We start from the raw sequence: 16,183 nt of genomic DNA on the forward strand, positions 1-16,183 counted from the left end.
GGCAGCGCGTCTCGCGCGCCTTCATAAAAAAGGGCGCGATGCGGGGTGAAATGCCGGCCGCATAGCCCGGCATTATAGCCGGTTGCATGTGTCGGCCCTTACCCGCTTGTCCGCCCGCCAGGGCTTGCGCATGGGATGTCGACCCGCCGGGTTCGATTTCGACGACGCTGCGAAGCACCGTCTCTCAAGACGGAAGCTGTCCGAACTCGCCGCGCAACCCGGCGGCGATCAACGCGGGCAACTGCTCCATGCGTTCGATGATGCGCGTGACCCCCAAGTTGCGCAGCACCTGCGCATAGCCTTTCGGGACGTGGCTTGCGCCGACGAAGGCAATGGTTTTCATGCCCGCGGCCCGTGCCGCCGACAGGCCCGTCACGCTGTCTTCGATGACGAGGCAGCGCTCGGGTGCGACGCCGAGCTCGCGCGCGGCGTGCAGGTAGACGTCCGGATGCGGCTTGGGGCGAGCGACTTGCTCCGCGCTGAACACGCGCGGGCCGAAGACGTCGGCCAGCCCGGCCCTCGACAGCGATTGCGCGATTCGCGTGAGGCGGCTGTTCGAGACGACGGCCGCGGGCAGCGGCACTTGCGCGAGCGCATCGCGCACGCCGGCGATCGGCGCGAGCGAGCGCGTCAATTCGGCATCGATATCGCGCTCGACGCTTGTGATGAATCCATCGGGGATGACGATCTTGAATCGTGTCTCGATATCGGCCAGAAAGGTCGATGTGCGCTGACCGAAAGCCAGATGAGCGACGGAACCGAAATCGATGGGGGGGAACGCAGCCGACAATGCGCGCAGCAACACGCGGTCGGCGATCACTTCGCTGTCGACGAGCACGCCGTCGCAGTCGCAGATGAGGTGGTCGAACATGGAAATAGGGGTGCGCGCTCGATGGCCGGCCTAACCCCGTCGCGCACTTTTGTTGTGTAGTGAGACGCCAATGATACGGATATTGGCGTCTCGGCGCTGCGTTTGTTCAGGCGTCAATGCGCGTGCACGTAGACGAACGATGCCATCGCGCCGCCCATGAGCGGTCCGAACACGGGCACCCAAGCGTAGCGCCAATCGCTGCCGCGCTTGCCGGGGATCGGCAGCAGCGCGTGCATGATGCGCGGCGCGAGGTCGCGGGCGGGGCTCATCGCGTAGCCGGTCGGCCCGCCGAGCGAGATGCCGATGCCGAGCACGAGCAGGCCGACGGGCAGCGCGTCGAGCGCGCCGAGGCCCACTTGCGGCGAGGCGAGGTAAAGGACCCCGAGAATCAGCACGAACGTGCAGATCATCTCCGTCAACACGTTGTGCGCAGCACTGCGAATCGCGGGCGCGGTGCAGAAGCAGGCGAGCTTGACGTCGGCATCCTCCGTCGACGAGAAATGCTGCCGATAGGCGAGCCAGACGAGAAATGCGCCGGCCATGCCGCCGAGCATCTGGGCAGTGACGTAGCCGGCTACCTTGCTCCAGGCGAACTTGCCGGCCAGCGCGAGGCTGACCGTGACGACGGGATTCAGATGCGCGCCGCTGAACGAGGCCGTCACGTAGACGGCCACGAACACGGCCATCGCCCAGCCCCAGACGATGACGATGAGATCGGCGCCCTTGCCCTTCGTGCGCGCGAGCAGCACGTTGGCGACGGAGCCGTTGCCGAGCAGCACGAGCAGCGCCGTGCCGAGGAATTCAGCGATCAAGGGTGACATGGTATGTCTCCGGAATGGCTATGACTATTGTTGGAAGTTGGTCGATCGTCGACCGATCGTTGAGTCAAGCGCGCTTTCCAGGCCGGCCCGGCCCGGAAAGCCGCCGTGTCGCCGGTTCAGCGCGCGTCGGCCCAGGCCTTGGCGGCGTTGATCGCGCGCTGCCAGCCCGCGATGCATTGCTGCGCGTCGGCCTGCTGCATCGCCGGCGTAAAGCGGCGATCGAGTTGCCATTGGCTTTCGAGCTCGCCCACGTTGCTCCAGTAGCCGACGGCCAGGCCCGCGAGATATGCGGCACCGAGCGCCGTCGTTTCGCTGATGCGGGGGCGCGCGGTCGCGCAGCCGAGCAGATCGGATTGGAACTGCATGAGCAGATTGTTCGCGCAGGCGCCGCCGTCGACGCGCAACTCGCCGATCTTGATGCCCGAATCGGCTTCCATGGCTTTGAGCACGTCGAGCGATTGATAGGCGATCGAATCGAGTGCCGCCCGCGCGATGTGCGCGCTCGTCGTGCCGCGCGTCACGCCGAACATCGTGCCGCGCGCGCGGGGGTTCCAGTGCGGGGCGCCCAGCCCCGCGAAGGCCGGCACGAGATAGACGCCGTCGCAATGCTCCACGCTCGCGGCGAGCGCCTCGATCTCGGACGCGCTCTTGATGATGCCGAGCCCGTCGCGCAGCCACTGCACGACGGCCCCTGCGATGAAGATGCTGCCTTCGAGCGCGTAGTTGACTTCATCGCCGATCTTCCACGCGATCGTCGTGACGAGATTGTTCTTCGATTCGATCGGCGTATCGCCCGTATTCATGACGAGGAAGCACCCGGTGCCGTAGGTGTTCTTCACCATGCCCGACTTCGTGCACATCTGGCCGAACAGCGCCGCGTGCTGGTCGCCGGCGATCCCGCCGATCGGAATCTTCGAGGCGAAGACCGTCGTGACGGTATTGCCGTAGATTTCCGACGATGCGCGCACTTCGGGCAGCATGCTGCGCGGAATGTCGAGGGCCTCGAGCAGATCGGCGTCCCACTGCATCGTGTGGATGTTGAACAGCATCGTGCGCGACGCGTTCGTCACGTCGGTGATGTGCAGTTCGTGCTTCGTGAAGTTCCAGACGAGCCAGCTGTCCACCGTGCCGAAAGCGAGCTTGCCCTGCTTGGCCTTTTCGCGCGCGCCTTCGACGTTGTCGAGGATCCAGCGGATTTTCGTGGCGGAGAAGTAGGCATCGATCGGCAGGCCCGTTTTCGCGCGCACTTTCTCTTCGAGTCCTTGCGCTTTGAGCTGGTCGCATAGGCCCGCCGTGCGGCGATCTTGCCAGACGATGGCGTTGTAGATCGGCTGCCCCGTATCGCGATCCCAGACGATGGTGGTTTCACGCTGATTCGTGATGCCGATCGAGGCGATCGCCGTGCCGTTCACGCCCGCACGCGTTACGGCTTCGGCCGCGACGCCGGCTTGCGTGGACCAGATCTCTTGCGGATCGTGTTCCACCCAGCCCGGCTGTGGGTAGATCTGGCGGAATTCCTTTTGTGCCACCGAGACGATATTTCCCTCGCGGTCGAACAACATCGCACGGGAGCTCGTGGTGCCTTGGTCAAGCGCGAGGATGTATTGATCCTGCATTGTCTCTTCTCCATGTGTTGTCATGACGCATCGCGCGCGCTCTAGCCGCGCGACTCCAGGGTGCTGCGGGTGATGCGGACACTTCGATGCGAACGTTCGCCGCGGTCAGCCCATCATGGCGGACGAGGCGTGCTGCGCGCCCGGTGCCGGAGCGCGGGCGAACCAGGCGTCGATCTCGGCCGCTACCTTCTCCGTCGTGCCCGGCGGCAAGTGCAGGCCCATCTTGGAGCGGCGCCAGAGCACGTCCTCGGCGCAGCGCGCCCATTCGACGTCGCGCAGGTAGCGCAACTCTTGCTCGAACAGGCCCGGTGCGAATTCGTGCCCGAGTTCGGCGAGCGTGCCTGCCGTGCCGAGGAGCCGTCGCGCCCGCGTGCCGTACGCGCGCGCGTAACGGCGCGCGAGCTCGGCCGGCAGCCACGGATGTTCGTTTGCGAACTTCGCGGCGAACGGTTCGAACTTTGCGTGAGGGATGTCGCCGCCGGGCAGCGGCGCGCCGGCCGTCCACGCGCCTTTCTCGATCGGCATGACCGAGGCCAGACGATCGACGGCCTCCTCCGCGAGCTTGCGGAACGTGGTGATCTTGCCGCCGAAGACCGACAACAGCGGCGCCTCGCCGGCGCCGCCATCGAGCTCGAGCCGGTAGTCGCGCGTGACGGCCGACGGATTGTCGGCCCCTTCTTCCTCGAGCAGCGGACGCACGCCCGAGTACGTCCAACAAACGTCGGCCGGCGTGATCTTGCGCGTGAAGTAGCGGTTGATGGACTCGCACAGATAGCGCGTTTCGTCTTCGGTGATCGCGACCTTCGACGGATCGCCGTGATATTCGACGTCCGTCGTGCCGATGAGCGTGAACTCGCGCTCGTAGGGGATCGCGAAGATGATCCGCTTGTCGGGATTTTGGAAGATGTAGGCGTGATCGTGATCGAACAGGCGGCGCGTCACGATATGGCTGCCTTTGACGAGCCGCACGCTGTGGCGGGCGCCCCGGCCGAGCGCGTCGTGCAGCAACTGGCCCACCCACGGGCCGGCGGCATTCGCGATTGCGCCGGCGCGCACGTCGAGGCGGGTGCCGTCCGGACGCTGCAACTGCGCATGCCATTCGCCGCCGGCGCGCACGGCCCCTACCAGCCTCGTGCGCGTGAGCACAGCCGCGCCGCGCTCGGCGGCGTCGAGCGCGTTCAACATGACCAGGCGCGCATCGTCGACCCAGCCGTCCGAATAGACGAAGCCGCGCGCGATCGAATCGACGAGCGGGGCACCGGCCGCGTGGCGGCGCAAGTCGATGCCGCGCGAGCCCGGCAACAATTCGCGTCGCGCCAGATGATCGTAAAGGAACAAGCCCGCGCGGATGAGCCATGCCGGACGCAGATTGGGCATGTGCGGCATCACGAAGCGCAGCGGCCACATGATGTGCGGTGCCGCGCGCAGCAGCGTTTCGCGCTCCTGCAGCGCTTTGCGCACGAGGCCGAACTCCTTGTACTCGAGGTAGCGCAAGCCGCCGTGAATGAGCTTCGTGCTCGAGGACGAAGTATGGGAGGCGAGGTCGTCCTGCTCGACGAGCAGCACGGACACGCCGCGACCGGCCGCGTCGCGCGCGATGCCCGCTCCATTGATTCCACCGCCCACGACGAGCAGATCGTACCGGCTGCCTTGCGTCACTTGCCTAATCCCCTTCAGATGCGCTGCGCCTATCGGCGAAATAAATCGAAACTATCAATGTTCGTTTTCGAAATTTATCGAACATATTCGAAAAAGTAAAGAGCGTGGCTGGGGTTCGTATTCGAACCGCGTCTGCGAACGTTCGGCCGCGTGAATCAGCGGCGCGGAACGGCTACCATCTGGAAAAACGAGAAGAGGTGAGCGATGCGTGGATGGCAGATGGCAGCGGCGTGCGCGGGAACCGTGATCGTGACCGGATGCGCGGCCGTATTCGGGAGCGGGCAGAGCTTTTCCGCACTGCAGACGAGCTGCGGAGCGGCGACGGATTACGGCACCGATGCCCAGGCGGTCTATTCGACGCTGTTCGACGCCTATGTGGCCTATCGGCACGGGCGCGTATCCCGTGCCCAATACTGTGCGTTCGACAACGACATCGCGAGCCACTACCGGATGCGGACGAATGCGAACTCAGCGGCTGCGCCCGAGGCGTCGCGCGCATGGGCCGATTACTTCAACGCTCAAAGGGTGAAAGCCATCGATTGGCGTGCGCAAGTCGATCCGACGTTGCGCGGAGGCTAACGGCCGGATGCTGGGCCGACGGCTGGCGCGCGTCCTGCTCGCACGCACAGGACCCATGCGTAGTCAAGCCTCGACGCGACCGCATGCGAGCGGGCGGCGAGCCGCTTGCGCCCCGATGGGGGCGGCGCCACGGAGAAATAGAGGTGAAACTAGGAGAAACGTTTGATCGCGCGAATCGCCGAGTCGCCCGACTCGGTCAAGCGCCACTGCTGATGGCCGGAGCCGAGGCTCTCGAGCCGTACCAACTGCTGCTCGAGGAGGGCGTCGAGTTCTTCACGGTCCATGTCGACTTGATTCGGAGCGTCCTTGACGAGTAGCAACGTGGCGAATTCATGCGGACTCAGCATTGTTCTCTCCATGGGCAATTGAATTGCCTCGGCAACGGCTGCTCGGGTGCCGTGCGCTCAACCTATCGGGAGTAGGGAAGCGTTTCGCCCCGGCACGCGCCGTGCACGTGCGTCGGGGAACTGGAGTGTAGTCAAGCGCCCGTTCTTATCCAAATCGTCCCCTGAAAATTTTCCGTTTGACAATGTCTTCATGGGGAAGCGGTTCGCTTCGCGCGGCAGTTTCGCGAATCTACTTGAACTTCCGCGTGCGGCGCAGCATGGAACAAGGCGCCCGCGGTCAGTCCGCCGGCGCGACGTAGACCTGGGTGCCAGCGGCCGTGAGCGTGTCGGCCATGTCGGGCGGCGCCGGTTGATCGGTGAACAACGCGTCGATCTGGCTCAGGTGCCCCTGGCGGACGAGTGCCGGGCGGCCGAACTTCGAGTGGTCGGCCACCAGAAATACCGTGCGGGCGTGTTCGATGATCGCCTCTGACACGCGCACCTCGCGCGTGTCGAAGTCGCGCAGCGTGCCGTCGATCTCGATGCTCGAGGTGCCGATGATCGCGAAGTCGACTTTGAACTGGCGGATGAACTCGATGGCGAGCTCCCCCACGATGCCTTTGTCCCATGGACGCACGATGCCGCCCGTCACGAGCACCTCGCACTCGGGATAGCCGCTCATCATGTTGGCGACGTTCAGGTTGTTCGTGATGACGCGCAGCCCGCGATGGCGGTTCAGCGCGCGAGCGACTTCCTCGGTGGTCGTGCCGAGGTTGATGAAGAGCGACGCCTGATCGGGGATGTGGGTGGCCGCGAGCATCGCGATGCGCCGCTTTTCGTCATGGAACATCCGCTGGCGTGCCGTGTAGGAGACGTTCTCGGAGCTCGTCGGCAGGCTCGCGCCGCCATGGTAGCGGCGCAGCAGATTCATGTCCGACAGCCAATTCACGTCGCGCCGAATCGTCTGCGGCGTGACGGCGAAGTGCGAAGCTAGGTCGTCCACCGTGACGAACCCGTCGCGCTGCACCCAGTCGAGCAACTCCTGTTGGCGTGCATTCAGGCTCAAGCGAGGGTCTCGGCTCATGGCGTACGGCGGCAGGGCGGTCAAAGAACGGCTATTGTAAAACCTTCGAGCACCCCTTCTTTCCCGAAAGCAACGTTTTCAAGCGAGATTTCGACGATGACCCGCTTCGATTGGCACAACCCCTATCCCACGCCGCGCTTGCCCGTGTTCGCCCGCAATGTGGTGTCCACTTCCCACCCGCTCGCGGCGCAGGCGGGCTTGCGCGCCCTGTGGCAAGGCGGCAATGCCGTCGATGCCGCGATCGCCGCCGCGGCGGCGCTGACGGTCGTGGAGCCCGTGTCGTGCGGCTTGGGGGGCGATGCCTTCGCGCTCGTCTGGGACGGCACGAAACTGCATGGCCTGAATGCATCGGGCGTGGCGCCGCAAGCCTGGAACGTCGACTATTTCAAGCGGCGCTACGGCGAGGCCGGCGGTGCCGCCGTGCAGCCGAAGCGCGGCTGGGACACGGCTACGGTGCCGGGCGTGGTTGCCGGCTGGGAGGCGCTGCACGGCAAGTTCGGGCGACTGCCGTTCGGCGACCTGATGGCCGGCGCGATCGACATCGCCGAGCGCGGCCATGCCGTGGCGAGCATCGTCGCGCGCAAGTGGGCCGCGGCCGTGCCCGAGCTGAAAGACCTGCCGGGCTTTGCCGGCACGTTCATGCCGCATGGGCGCGCGCCGCTCGTGAGCGAACTCGTGCGGTTGCCCGGCCATGCGAGCACGCTGCGGCTGCTGGCGGAGCAAGGGCCGCGGGCGTTCTATGAGGGCGAGCCGGCGGAGCGGATCGCCGCCTTCGCGCGCGAGGGCGGCGGCGCGATGACCGCGGCCGATTTGGCCGAGTACCGGCCGATGTGGGTGGAGCCGATCGGCAAAGACTACCGCGGCTACACGGTTCATGAAATCCCGCCGAACGGTCAGGGCATCGCGGCACTGATCGCGCTCGGCATTCTCGAGCGGTTCGACTTGCAAGCCCTGGCGCGCGACGGCATCGATTCGCAGCACTTGCAGATCGAGGCGATGAAGCTCGCGTTTGCCGACGTCTATCGCTACGTGGCCGATCCGCGAGCGATGGAAGTGACGCCGGAGCAGATGCTGGGCGATGACTATCTCGCCGCGCGCGCCGCGTTGATCGACCCGAAGCGCGCGACGCATTTCGATTTCGGCATGCCGCCGGCCGGCGGCACGATCTATCTGAGCGCCGCCGACGAGCGCGGGATGATGGTGAGCTTCATCCAGTCGAACTACATGGGCTTCGGTTCGGGCGTCGTCGTGCCGGGTACGGGGATCGCGCTGCAAAACCGGGGCTGCGGGTTCTCGATGGACCCGCGCTCGCCCAATGTCGTGGCCGGTGGAAAGCGCCCGTTTCATACGATCATCCCCGCGTTCGTGACCGAGCGCATCGACGGGCGGCAAGCGCCGGTCATGAGCTTCGGCGTGATGGGCGGCGACATGCAGCCCCAGGGGCACCTGCAGTCGATCGTGCGGATGCTGGACTACGGCCAGCAGCCGCAGGCCGCCTGCGATGCGCCGCGCTGGAAGGTCAATCGCGATTTCACCCTCGACATCGAATCGACGTTCGATCGCGGCGTGGCACGCGCGCTCGAAGCGCGCGGGCATCGGCTCGAGGCCATCGACGATCCTTATATGGATTTCGGCTCGGGGCAATATATTTGGAAGCTGTCGCATGACGAGCCCGAGCGCGGCTATGTGGCGGCCAGCGACACGCGGCGCGACGGGTTGGCGGCGGGGTATTGAGAGGGCCCCGTCTCGGAATCGAATCAATCGTCTAAATAGTTTGTAACGCGATCGGTGGTCACGGGCGGGCTGGGCTTGGAACCGGAATTGCACGGCGGCGGTCAGTGCACGTGGAAAGCAATTTTTCGGGACCGGACTAACATCCGGGTATAACGTTCAGTAGGTACACCGCGTCGTATTTCGAAATCCGCAATAGTTTTTTGCGCACGGCAATGCGCCGTGCGATGCCGATCCGGGATGCGATTTTGGGAGCGCAACGTCATGACCATCGACTCCGACCATGTGATGCCCTGGCGCATCGAAGACATCGATCTAACGCGCATCGATCGTCAGCGTGCGGCGGCAAACGAAGATTTGCTGCTGCTGCTGTGTGCGGCCTCGTTCATCGAGAGCGGCACCGATCTGTACACGAGCAACCTGACCGCCTATTTCGACGGCGATCCCGAGGTCTCCGCTTGGCTCAACCACGAATGGGAGCCCGAGGAGTTGCAGCACGGCCGGGCGCTGAAGGCCTACATCGCCTACGTGTGGCCCGAATTCGACTGGGACACCGCGTTTCGCAATTTCTTCGACGAATACTCGAAGACTTGCTCGATGGAGCAGTTCGAAAAGACGCGCGCGCTCGAGATGGTCGCGCGTTGCGTCGTCGAAACGGGCACCGCCACGCTTTACCGCGCCATCAACGAGTGCTCGGACGAACCCGTGCTCAAGGAGATCACCGATCACATCCGCAGCGACGAAGTGCGTCACTACAAGCACTTCTTCAAGTACTTCAAAAAGTACAACGTGATCGAAGGCAATGGCCGGCTCGCCGTGCTCGGCGCATTGATGCGCCGCGTGATCGAAATCAAGAGCGAAGATTCGGAGATCGCGCTGCGCCACGTGTTCGCGATTCGCTATCCCGAGCGTGTGCACGATTCGACTTATAACCGCGAACGCGCGGCTCGCATCAGTTCGCTCGTGCGGCGCAATTTGTCCGCCGACATGTGCGTCAAGATGCTGCTCAAGCCGCTCGACATTCCCGCGCGAATTCAACCCGGCGTGCACTATCCGCTCGCCAAGGTCGCACAGCATGTCTTCTTCCGTTGAGTCACCGGCCCGCGCGCTCGATCAACGCACCTTCGTCGAGTGGCCGAGCGAATTGCGGGCGCTGTTCGACGGCGAGGCGCTGGCATCCAAGATCGGCTTGACGGCTTCGTTGATCACCTGCGACGCCCGCGGGCATCTGCGCACGTCGCTGCTCGGCATCGGCGAGCTGTACGCGCCCGATGCGAAGTCGCTGGCGTTCGCGTTATGGCCTGGTTCGCGGGCCGCACGCACGCTAGGTTTGGCTCGCCCGGTATCGGCGGCGCCCGCGGCCGGCGTGGCGTCGTCGGAACCGAGCGATAGCCATCGACGTGCACATGCGGCGCTCACGTTCGTGCACGGCGGCGCGTTCCATCAAGTGCAGTTGGACGTGGCGCCCTTGCCGGGCGCCGACGGAGAAGCGCCTGGCAAGGGCCTCGCGCTGTTCATCGCATCGATCGAGGCGGGCGAAGCTCAGCAAGTCGGCTATGCCCGGCTGTCGAGCGGCATTGCCTTCGAGCTTTCGGGAGAGACGAGCGAGCAGCAATCGGTGCTCGCTCGTTGGGCGCATCAGATCGATCAACTCCGGCAGGCGGCCGATCGTCGGCTAGCGGCGGGCGACCGATAGGACGATGGACCGACGATCGATCGATGCGCGATCGATCGCCGGGAAAGCGATCGGCAGGCAAGCTGCGGATGCGGGCTCGCCTGCCGCCGCCGGGCGCCTGCCGATGCGGTTAGCGCCGCTGGTCGTCCCGAGTCGATGCACCCGAACGCGGCTTGCCGCCGAGCAGCGCGCCGGGATCGCTTTGCCGGCGCCGACGATCGGCTTGACCGGCCAGCGCTTCGCCCGCGCTGCGGTGCGGGCCCTCACCCTGGCTTTGACCGGCACCGCGTGCCGTGGGCTGCTGCCCCTGCGGCTGCTGACCCCGGCCGTGCGGCTTGGCTTGCGACTGGGGCCCGCCTTGGCCTTGCGGTTTGCCTTGTGATCGAGCACGGCCTTGGCCCGGCGTTTGGGGCTTGCCTTGCGTTTGGGGCTTGCCTTGCGTCTGAGCTCGGCCTTGACCCTGCGGCTTCGCTTGGCTCTTGGCGGAGCCCTGCGGCTGCGACGCCTTCGCCTGCTGACCTTGCTGCTTCGGCTTCGCGGTTCGGTTCGCCTGGCCACCGTCTTGGCTCGCTTGTCCCTCGCGCCGCGCCGCGGCCGGGCGTGAGGCCGGCTGCCCGCTCTGAGCGCGCGCGTTGCGCTTCGGCTGCTCGCTTGCGCGCGGCTGGCGGCCCGCGTTGCCTTGTCCCCGGCGCTGCTGAATCGGCTCGGGCGTCGCGTTCGGATCCGGCTCGAAACCCGGAATCACTTCCTGGTCGATCGTGCGCTTGATCAGCTTTTCGATGTCCTTGAGCAGTTGCGCTTCGTCGACGCAGACGAGCGACACGGCCTCGCCGCTCGCGCCCGCGCGCCCCGTGCGGCCGATACGGTGCACATAGTCTTCCGGCACGTTCGGCAAATCGTAGTTGACGACATGGGGCAACTGATCGATGTCGATCCCGCGCGCCGCGATGTCGGTCGCGACGAGCACTTGCAGCGTGCCGTCCTTGAACTCGGCCAATGCGCGCGTGCGGGCCGATTGGCTCTTGTTGCCGTGGATCGCGAGTGCGCTGATGCCGTCCTTCGTCAATTGTTCGGCCAGGCGGTTCGCCCCGTGCTTCGTGCGCGTGAAGACGAGCACCTGGAACCACTGATGCTCGCGGATCAGATGCGTGAGCAGCTCGCGCTTGCGATCTCGGTCGACCGGGTGGATCTTTTGCGCGACGAGTTCCGCCGTCGTGTTGCGGCGGGCGACTTCGATCAGCGCGGGTGCGTCGAGCAGGCTGTCGGCGAGCGCTTTGATCTCGTCGGAGAACGTGGCCGAGAACAGCAGGTTTTGCCGCTTGTCCGGTAGCCGCGCCAGCACGCGCTTGATGTCGTGAATGAAGCCCATGTCGAGCATGCGGTCGGCTTCGTCGAGCACGAGGATCTCGAGCGCGGAGACGTCGATCGTCTTTTGCTGCATGTGGTCGAGCAACCGCCCCGGGGTGGCGACGACGATGTCGACGCCGCGCTTCAAGGCGTCGATCTGCGGGTTAATGCCCACGCCGCCGAACATCACGGTCGATTTGAGCTTCAGATACTTGCCGTAGGCGCGCACGCTTTCTTCGACTTGGGCCGCGAGCTCGCGGGTCGGCGTCAGCACCAGTGCACGCACCCTGCGTTTGCCGGCTGCGCCCATAGGCGCCGTGGCGGTGCTCAAACGCTGGAGGATCGGCAGCGTGAAGCCGGCCGTTTTGCCGGTGCCCGTTTGGGCGCCAGCGAGCAGATCGCCGCCGCTGAGCACGGCGGGAATGGCTTGTTGTTGGATCGGCGTCGGTGATGTATAGCCGAGCTCATGGACGGCTCGCACCAACGGTTCGGACAAGCCTAGGGAATCGAATGACATATAGGTTCAATGTAATGCGGTGAAGCGGCCAGGGTGCTCGTCTTCGGCTGCTGGCGAGAAGACGGCTCGTGACGACGCGGCGCTCATGGCGCCGGCGGGCCGCCAGGGTCCTGTCCCGTAAGGTCTTTGATGAATGAAATCGTTCAGTTGTGTCGGCGGGAGCTGGCGCTTCAGCGCTTACCCCTGTCCCATGCGGAGCATGTCAGGCAACGACGAGCGACGCCGCATGGCGGCCAACTGGGCGATTCCATATCAAAGTAGCTTACCGGACGGGACCCTTGGGTCCGGGCGCGACGGGTCGTCACGATCCGGAAATGGAAAAGGCGCGGCCGCGGTTGCCCGCGTGGCCGCGCCCTAGGTCCGATGTACGTCATCAGACCTGAGCCGCGAGCCGGGAGTTCAACCGAACGTCCGGCTCGCGGCACTCGAGGTCCTGCACTTAGTCGAGCGGCGCGGAGCGAAGATCGCTCACTTGCTGCGGCGACACCGGCGTGCCATGGTTGCCCCACGACATCCGGATGTAGGTCACGACCGCCGCGACTTCCTGATTCGACAGCGATTGTGCGAACGGCGGCATGCCATAAGGCTGCGGATTGCCGCCCGTGCTCGGCGGGTAGCCGCCGTTCAGCACCATGCGGATCGGGTTGACCGCCGACGGCATTTGAATCGACTGGTTGTTCGCGAGCGGCGGGTAGGCCGGCGGCTTGCCGAGGCCGTTATCGGCATGGCACTTCGCGCAGTTGTCGGTGTAGACCTTCTTACCCGTTTGCAGCAGTTCGTCGCCGAACTTCTCCGACGTCTCGTACTGCATCGTTTCCGGCGCTTCCTTCTTCTGCGGGATCGTCTTCAGGTACGTGGCCATCGCGCGAATGTCGTCGTTCGACATGTACTGCAAGCTGTTGTGAACGACTTCGGCCATCGGACCGAATACGGCACCGCGCTCGGACACGCCGTTCTTGAGCAGATCGCCGATGTCCTTGATGTCCCACTCGCCGAGGCCGGCTTCCTTGTTCGACGTCAGCGACGGGGCATACCAGTTCTGCAGCGGGATCAGGCCGCCGGCGAATGCCGACGAATTCACGGGGCCGCCCATCATGTTGATCGACGTATGGCACATCGAGCAGTGGCCGAGGCCTTCGACGAGATACGCGCCGCGGTTCCACTCGACCGATTTCGTCGGGTCGTCCTTGTACGCGCCTTCACGGAAGAACAGCGTGCGCCAGCCGATCAGCAGATTGCGGTTGTTGAACGGGAAGCGCAGTTCGTGCGGACGGCTGGGCACGGCCACGGGCGGCACCGAGCGCAGGTACGCATAGATCGCATCGGAATCGGCGCGCGTGACCTTCGTGTAGCTCGCGAACGGGAACGCCGGGTACAGCAGGCTGCCGTCCTTCGAGCGGCCCGTATGCAGCGCGCGATAGAAGTCGTCGGCCGACCACTTGCCGATGCCGTATTGATCGTCGGGCGTGATGTTCGGCGTGTACAGCGTGCCGAACGGCGTGGCCATCGGCAAGCCGCCGGCGAACTGCTGGCCGCCGCGCACGGTGTGGCAGGCGATACAGTCGCCGGCGCGCGCGAGGTATTCGCCGCGCTTGATCAGCGCGGCCTGATCGGCCGGCGTGGCTGCTTCGGCCGAGCCGTTGTGCAGATTGTCGCTGCCCGACCAGAGGACGGGCACGAGCGCGGCGGCGGCGACGACGAGCGCCGACAGAGCGAACAAAGACTTGCGTTTCATAGGTGTGTCTCTCCTCGCGCTTACTGTGGTTCGCTACCGCAGGCAAGCGGAGTCTTCATCGAGCGGGCCGGGGCCGGGACCGGGTTGGACGGAGCGGGTTGCGTCGAGAGCCATGCGGCGACGGCCGTGACGTCCTCGTCCGTCAGGCGCGACGCGATTTCGTGCATGCAATCGGGGGCGATGGCGTGGCGCGTGCCCGAGCGCCAGGCGCCGAGCTGCGCGCTGATGTAATCGCTATGCAAGCCGACGAGGCCCGGAATGGCGGGCTCCATGCCCGTCAGCGCCTTGCCGTGGCAGGCCGCGCAGGCGGGGACGTTGTGCGCCTTGTCGCCGTTCAGGACGATTTGCTTGCCGCGCGCGAGAACATCGTTCGAGACCGTCGGCTTGCTCGGCGCCGGGTAAGGGGGGCGCTGCTCCGAGAAGTACTTCGCGATCTGACGCAGGTAGTCGTCCGAAAGGTACGTGACGAGGTAGTTCATCGGCGGGTATTTGCGGCGGCCCGCGCGGAAATTCTCGAGCTGGTTGTACAGATACTCGGCGGGCTTGCCCGCGAGACGCGGGAAGTAATCGTTATCGGTGCCTTGGCCGTGCGAACCGTGGCACGCCGTGCAGCCTTGCACGCGCTGTTCCATCGTATTGGGGGCCTTGGGCTGGCTTTGCGCTTGCGCGCTGCTTGCGACACCAGCACCGCCAATCAACAGAAGGGCGAGTAGCGGGCGGAAAATGCGTCTGGAAGACACGCGTAACTCCATCGTTATTCGGGGACCTACCGGGCTGCGATCGGCTCGGTTCGGTTCTGTGGCTTGGTATTGAACTGTTTCGATGCGTGACGTAGCAGCGGTTCGCGGCAGCCGCGCTGCCGGCTCGGCGCAGGGGCTCAAGCCAGGCGCTGCGACGCAGCATTCTATCATCGATGGGGGGCTCGGGCTATTTGCCGTATGCGGCGCCGACTCGTCTCGAGACGACAGCGCGACAATTTGCCGCGCGCGTGCCGGGCGTTTGCCGCGCTGCGCTCCGCTGGCCGTGTGTTTCACCGTTGTATCGGGTTCGGCCGTCACTGTCTCGTTTTTGCACATCGACCCCGGCGAATGAAGGCGCCGAGGCGAATCTGGCCCCATTCCCTCCCCCCCAGCCTTACAAGGACATTCGATCGCGCAAGCCGCCCCTCGCAACGTACACTCTCGCTCTTTGCCTCCAACCGCAAGGAGCCGTCGGCCGATGAATGCAACGGGACTCACGATCGGACAGGTGGCGCTCGCCGCGCTCATGGATGTCGCCTTTGCGTTTGCGATCGGCTCGGCGCTGCTCGAACGCTGGCTGGCGCTCGAAGGACAACCGGGGCGCCTCGCTTGGCAGCGCGCGCGGGCATCGCTCGTCGCGGCGTCATTCGCGCTCGTGCTCGCCGACGTGCTCTGGCTGGCGTACGAAGCGGCTTTGATGAGCGGCCGGCCGCTGATCGCGGCGATTGCGGTGATCCCCACCGTGCTCGGCCAGACGCAAGTGGGGCACGCATGGTGCGTCGCTTTCGGCGGCGCGGCGTTCATGTTGGCGGTGGCGCTCGGCAGTCGCGGCGGCCGTGTCGGGCAGACGGCATTGGGCGTGGCCGCGATCGTGTGCGCGCTCGGCAAGGCCTGCATCGGACATGCGGCCGACGCCGGCCCTTGGTCGGCCGCCGTGGCGGTTCAGGCGCTGCATCTGCTGGCTACGGGACTGTGGGGCGGCATTACGCTGGCCGGCGGGCTCCTCGTCTTGCCCGCGCTCGATACGTCGCCCACGCGCGGCGCGTTGATCCGCGTCGCCGGACGCATTTCCTATGTGGCGGGGATGGCGTTGGTCGTCGTCATCGCAACGGGCGTGTTCAACGCACAGCGCGGACTGGGCGGCTCGCTTGCGCCGCTGGCGGGCAGCGGTTGGGGGCATGTGCTCACGCTCAAGGGCGTGCTCGTGCTGCTGGCCGTCCTGCTAGGTGCGCTGAACCGCGGTTCAGCGCTACCGCGGCTGCGCCGCACGGCGTCGACCGCGGACGCGCACACCTTCAACAATGTGCTGCATCTCGAAGCGCTCGTGATGATCGGTATCTTCGTCGCGGCGGCGGTGCTCGCGCATATGGCCCCGGGGACCATGTCGCCGCATTGAAACGGCGCTGCGGCGCAGGCGTGAGCGTGGGCTGATTTTCGCGGATCGCGCGAATGCGGCGGCGGTCCGCGATGTCTCATTAGCGA

General features: G+C 65.6%; 14 protein-coding genes. 5 read left to right on the top strand and 9 right to left on the bottom strand.

Annotated features, from left to right (window positions below; translation table 11 throughout):
- Positions 1–184 precede the first annotated feature (184 nt).
- From ACTHNZ_RS23645 to glpD, 4 genes are all read right to left on the bottom strand, one after another.
- Positions 185–871, bottom strand: a complete 687-nt coding sequence (locus ACTHNZ_RS23645; RefSeq protein WP_440545017.1) for an HAD family hydrolase — start codon at positions 869–871, stop codon at positions 185–187.
- Positions 872–984: 113 nt separating this feature from the next.
- Positions 985–1,692 (bottom strand): MIP/aquaporin family protein, encoded by a 708-nt coding sequence (locus ACTHNZ_RS23650; protein WP_440545018.1) that lies wholly within the window; start codon positions 1,690–1,692, stop codon positions 985–987.
- A 116-nt stretch (positions 1,693–1,808) separates the two neighbouring features.
- Positions 1,809–3,308, bottom strand: coding sequence for a glycerol kinase GlpK (glpK, locus tag ACTHNZ_RS23655; RefSeq protein ID WP_440545019.1), 1,500 nt, complete (start codon positions 3,306–3,308; stop codon positions 1,809–1,811).
- A 105-nt stretch (positions 3,309–3,413) separates the two neighbouring features.
- Positions 3,414–4,967, bottom strand: a complete 1,554-nt coding sequence (gene glpD / locus ACTHNZ_RS23660; protein ID WP_440545020.1) for a glycerol-3-phosphate dehydrogenase — start codon at positions 4,965–4,967, stop codon at positions 3,414–3,416.
- A 219-nt stretch (positions 4,968–5,186) separates the two neighbouring features.
- On the opposite strand from glpD, the gene ACTHNZ_RS23665 reads away from it, so the two are divergent.
- On the top strand, positions 5,187–5,546 hold the full coding sequence (locus tag ACTHNZ_RS23665; protein ID WP_440545021.1) for a hypothetical protein: 360 nt from the start codon (positions 5,187–5,189) through the stop codon (positions 5,544–5,546).
- Positions 5,547–5,695: 149 nt separating this feature from the next.
- Here the strand turns inward: ACTHNZ_RS23665 and ACTHNZ_RS23670 are convergent, their stop codons facing one another.
- On the bottom strand, positions 5,696–5,893 hold the full coding sequence (locus ACTHNZ_RS23670; protein ID WP_162878202.1) for a hypothetical protein: 198 nt from the start codon (positions 5,891–5,893) through the stop codon (positions 5,696–5,698).
- A gap of 277 nt (positions 5,894–6,170) precedes the next feature.
- Positions 6,171–6,980 carry a DeoR/GlpR family DNA-binding transcription regulator gene (locus ACTHNZ_RS23675; RefSeq protein WP_440545022.1) on the bottom strand — a complete coding sequence of 270 codons (810 nt, stop codon included), beginning with the start codon at positions 6,978–6,980 and terminating at the stop codon, positions 6,171–6,173.
- Between the two features lie 72 nt (positions 6,981–7,052).
- Here ACTHNZ_RS23675 and ACTHNZ_RS23680 point away from each other — a divergent pair, with 72 nt between their 5' ends.
- The 3 genes from ACTHNZ_RS23680 (at position 7,053) to ACTHNZ_RS23690 (ending at position 10,383) form a co-directional block, all read left to right on the top strand.
- Positions 7,053–8,690 (top strand): gamma-glutamyltransferase family protein, encoded by a 1,638-nt coding sequence (locus ACTHNZ_RS23680; RefSeq protein ID WP_440545023.1) that lies wholly within the window; start codon positions 7,053–7,055, stop codon positions 8,688–8,690.
- A gap of 285 nt (positions 8,691–8,975) precedes the next feature.
- Positions 8,976–9,779: a ferritin-like domain-containing protein gene (locus ACTHNZ_RS23685; protein ID WP_440545060.1), complete on the top strand. Its 804-nt coding sequence runs from the start codon at positions 8,976–8,978 to the stop codon at positions 9,777–9,779.
- Positions 9,763–10,383, top strand: coding sequence for a hypothetical protein (locus ACTHNZ_RS23690; protein WP_440545024.1), 621 nt, complete (start codon positions 9,763–9,765; stop codon positions 10,381–10,383). Before ACTHNZ_RS23685 ends, ACTHNZ_RS23690 begins: the two co-directional genes overlap by 17 nt.
- A gap of 109 nt (positions 10,384–10,492) precedes the next feature.
- On the opposite strand, the gene ACTHNZ_RS23695 is transcribed toward ACTHNZ_RS23690, so the two are convergent.
- From ACTHNZ_RS23695 to ACTHNZ_RS23705, 3 genes are all read right to left on the bottom strand, one after another.
- Complete coding sequence (locus ACTHNZ_RS23695) at positions 10,493–12,226, bottom strand: DEAD/DEAH box helicase (RefSeq protein WP_440545025.1); 1,734 nt, start codon at positions 12,224–12,226, stop codon at positions 10,493–10,495.
- A 439-nt stretch (positions 12,227–12,665) separates the two neighbouring features.
- Positions 12,666–13,961 (bottom strand): c-type cytochrome, encoded by a 1,296-nt coding sequence (locus ACTHNZ_RS23700; protein ID WP_440545026.1) that lies wholly within the window; start codon positions 13,959–13,961, stop codon positions 12,666–12,668.
- A 20-nt stretch (positions 13,962–13,981) separates the two neighbouring features.
- Entirely contained in the window at positions 13,982–14,713 is a 732-nt protein-coding gene (locus ACTHNZ_RS23705; protein ID WP_440545027.1) for a c-type cytochrome, read from the bottom strand.
- A gap of 466 nt (positions 14,714–15,179) precedes the next feature.
- On the opposite strand from ACTHNZ_RS23705, the gene ACTHNZ_RS23710 reads away from it, so the two are divergent.
- Positions 15,180–16,097, top strand: coding sequence for a copper resistance D family protein (locus ACTHNZ_RS23710; protein ID WP_440545028.1), 918 nt, complete (start codon positions 15,180–15,182; stop codon positions 16,095–16,097).
- Positions 16,098–16,183: the final 86 nt, after the last annotated feature.

The organism is Trinickia sp. (genome assembly GCF_051953955.1).
Taxonomy (GTDB): Bacteria; Pseudomonadota; Gammaproteobacteria; order Burkholderiales; family Burkholderiaceae; genus Trinickia.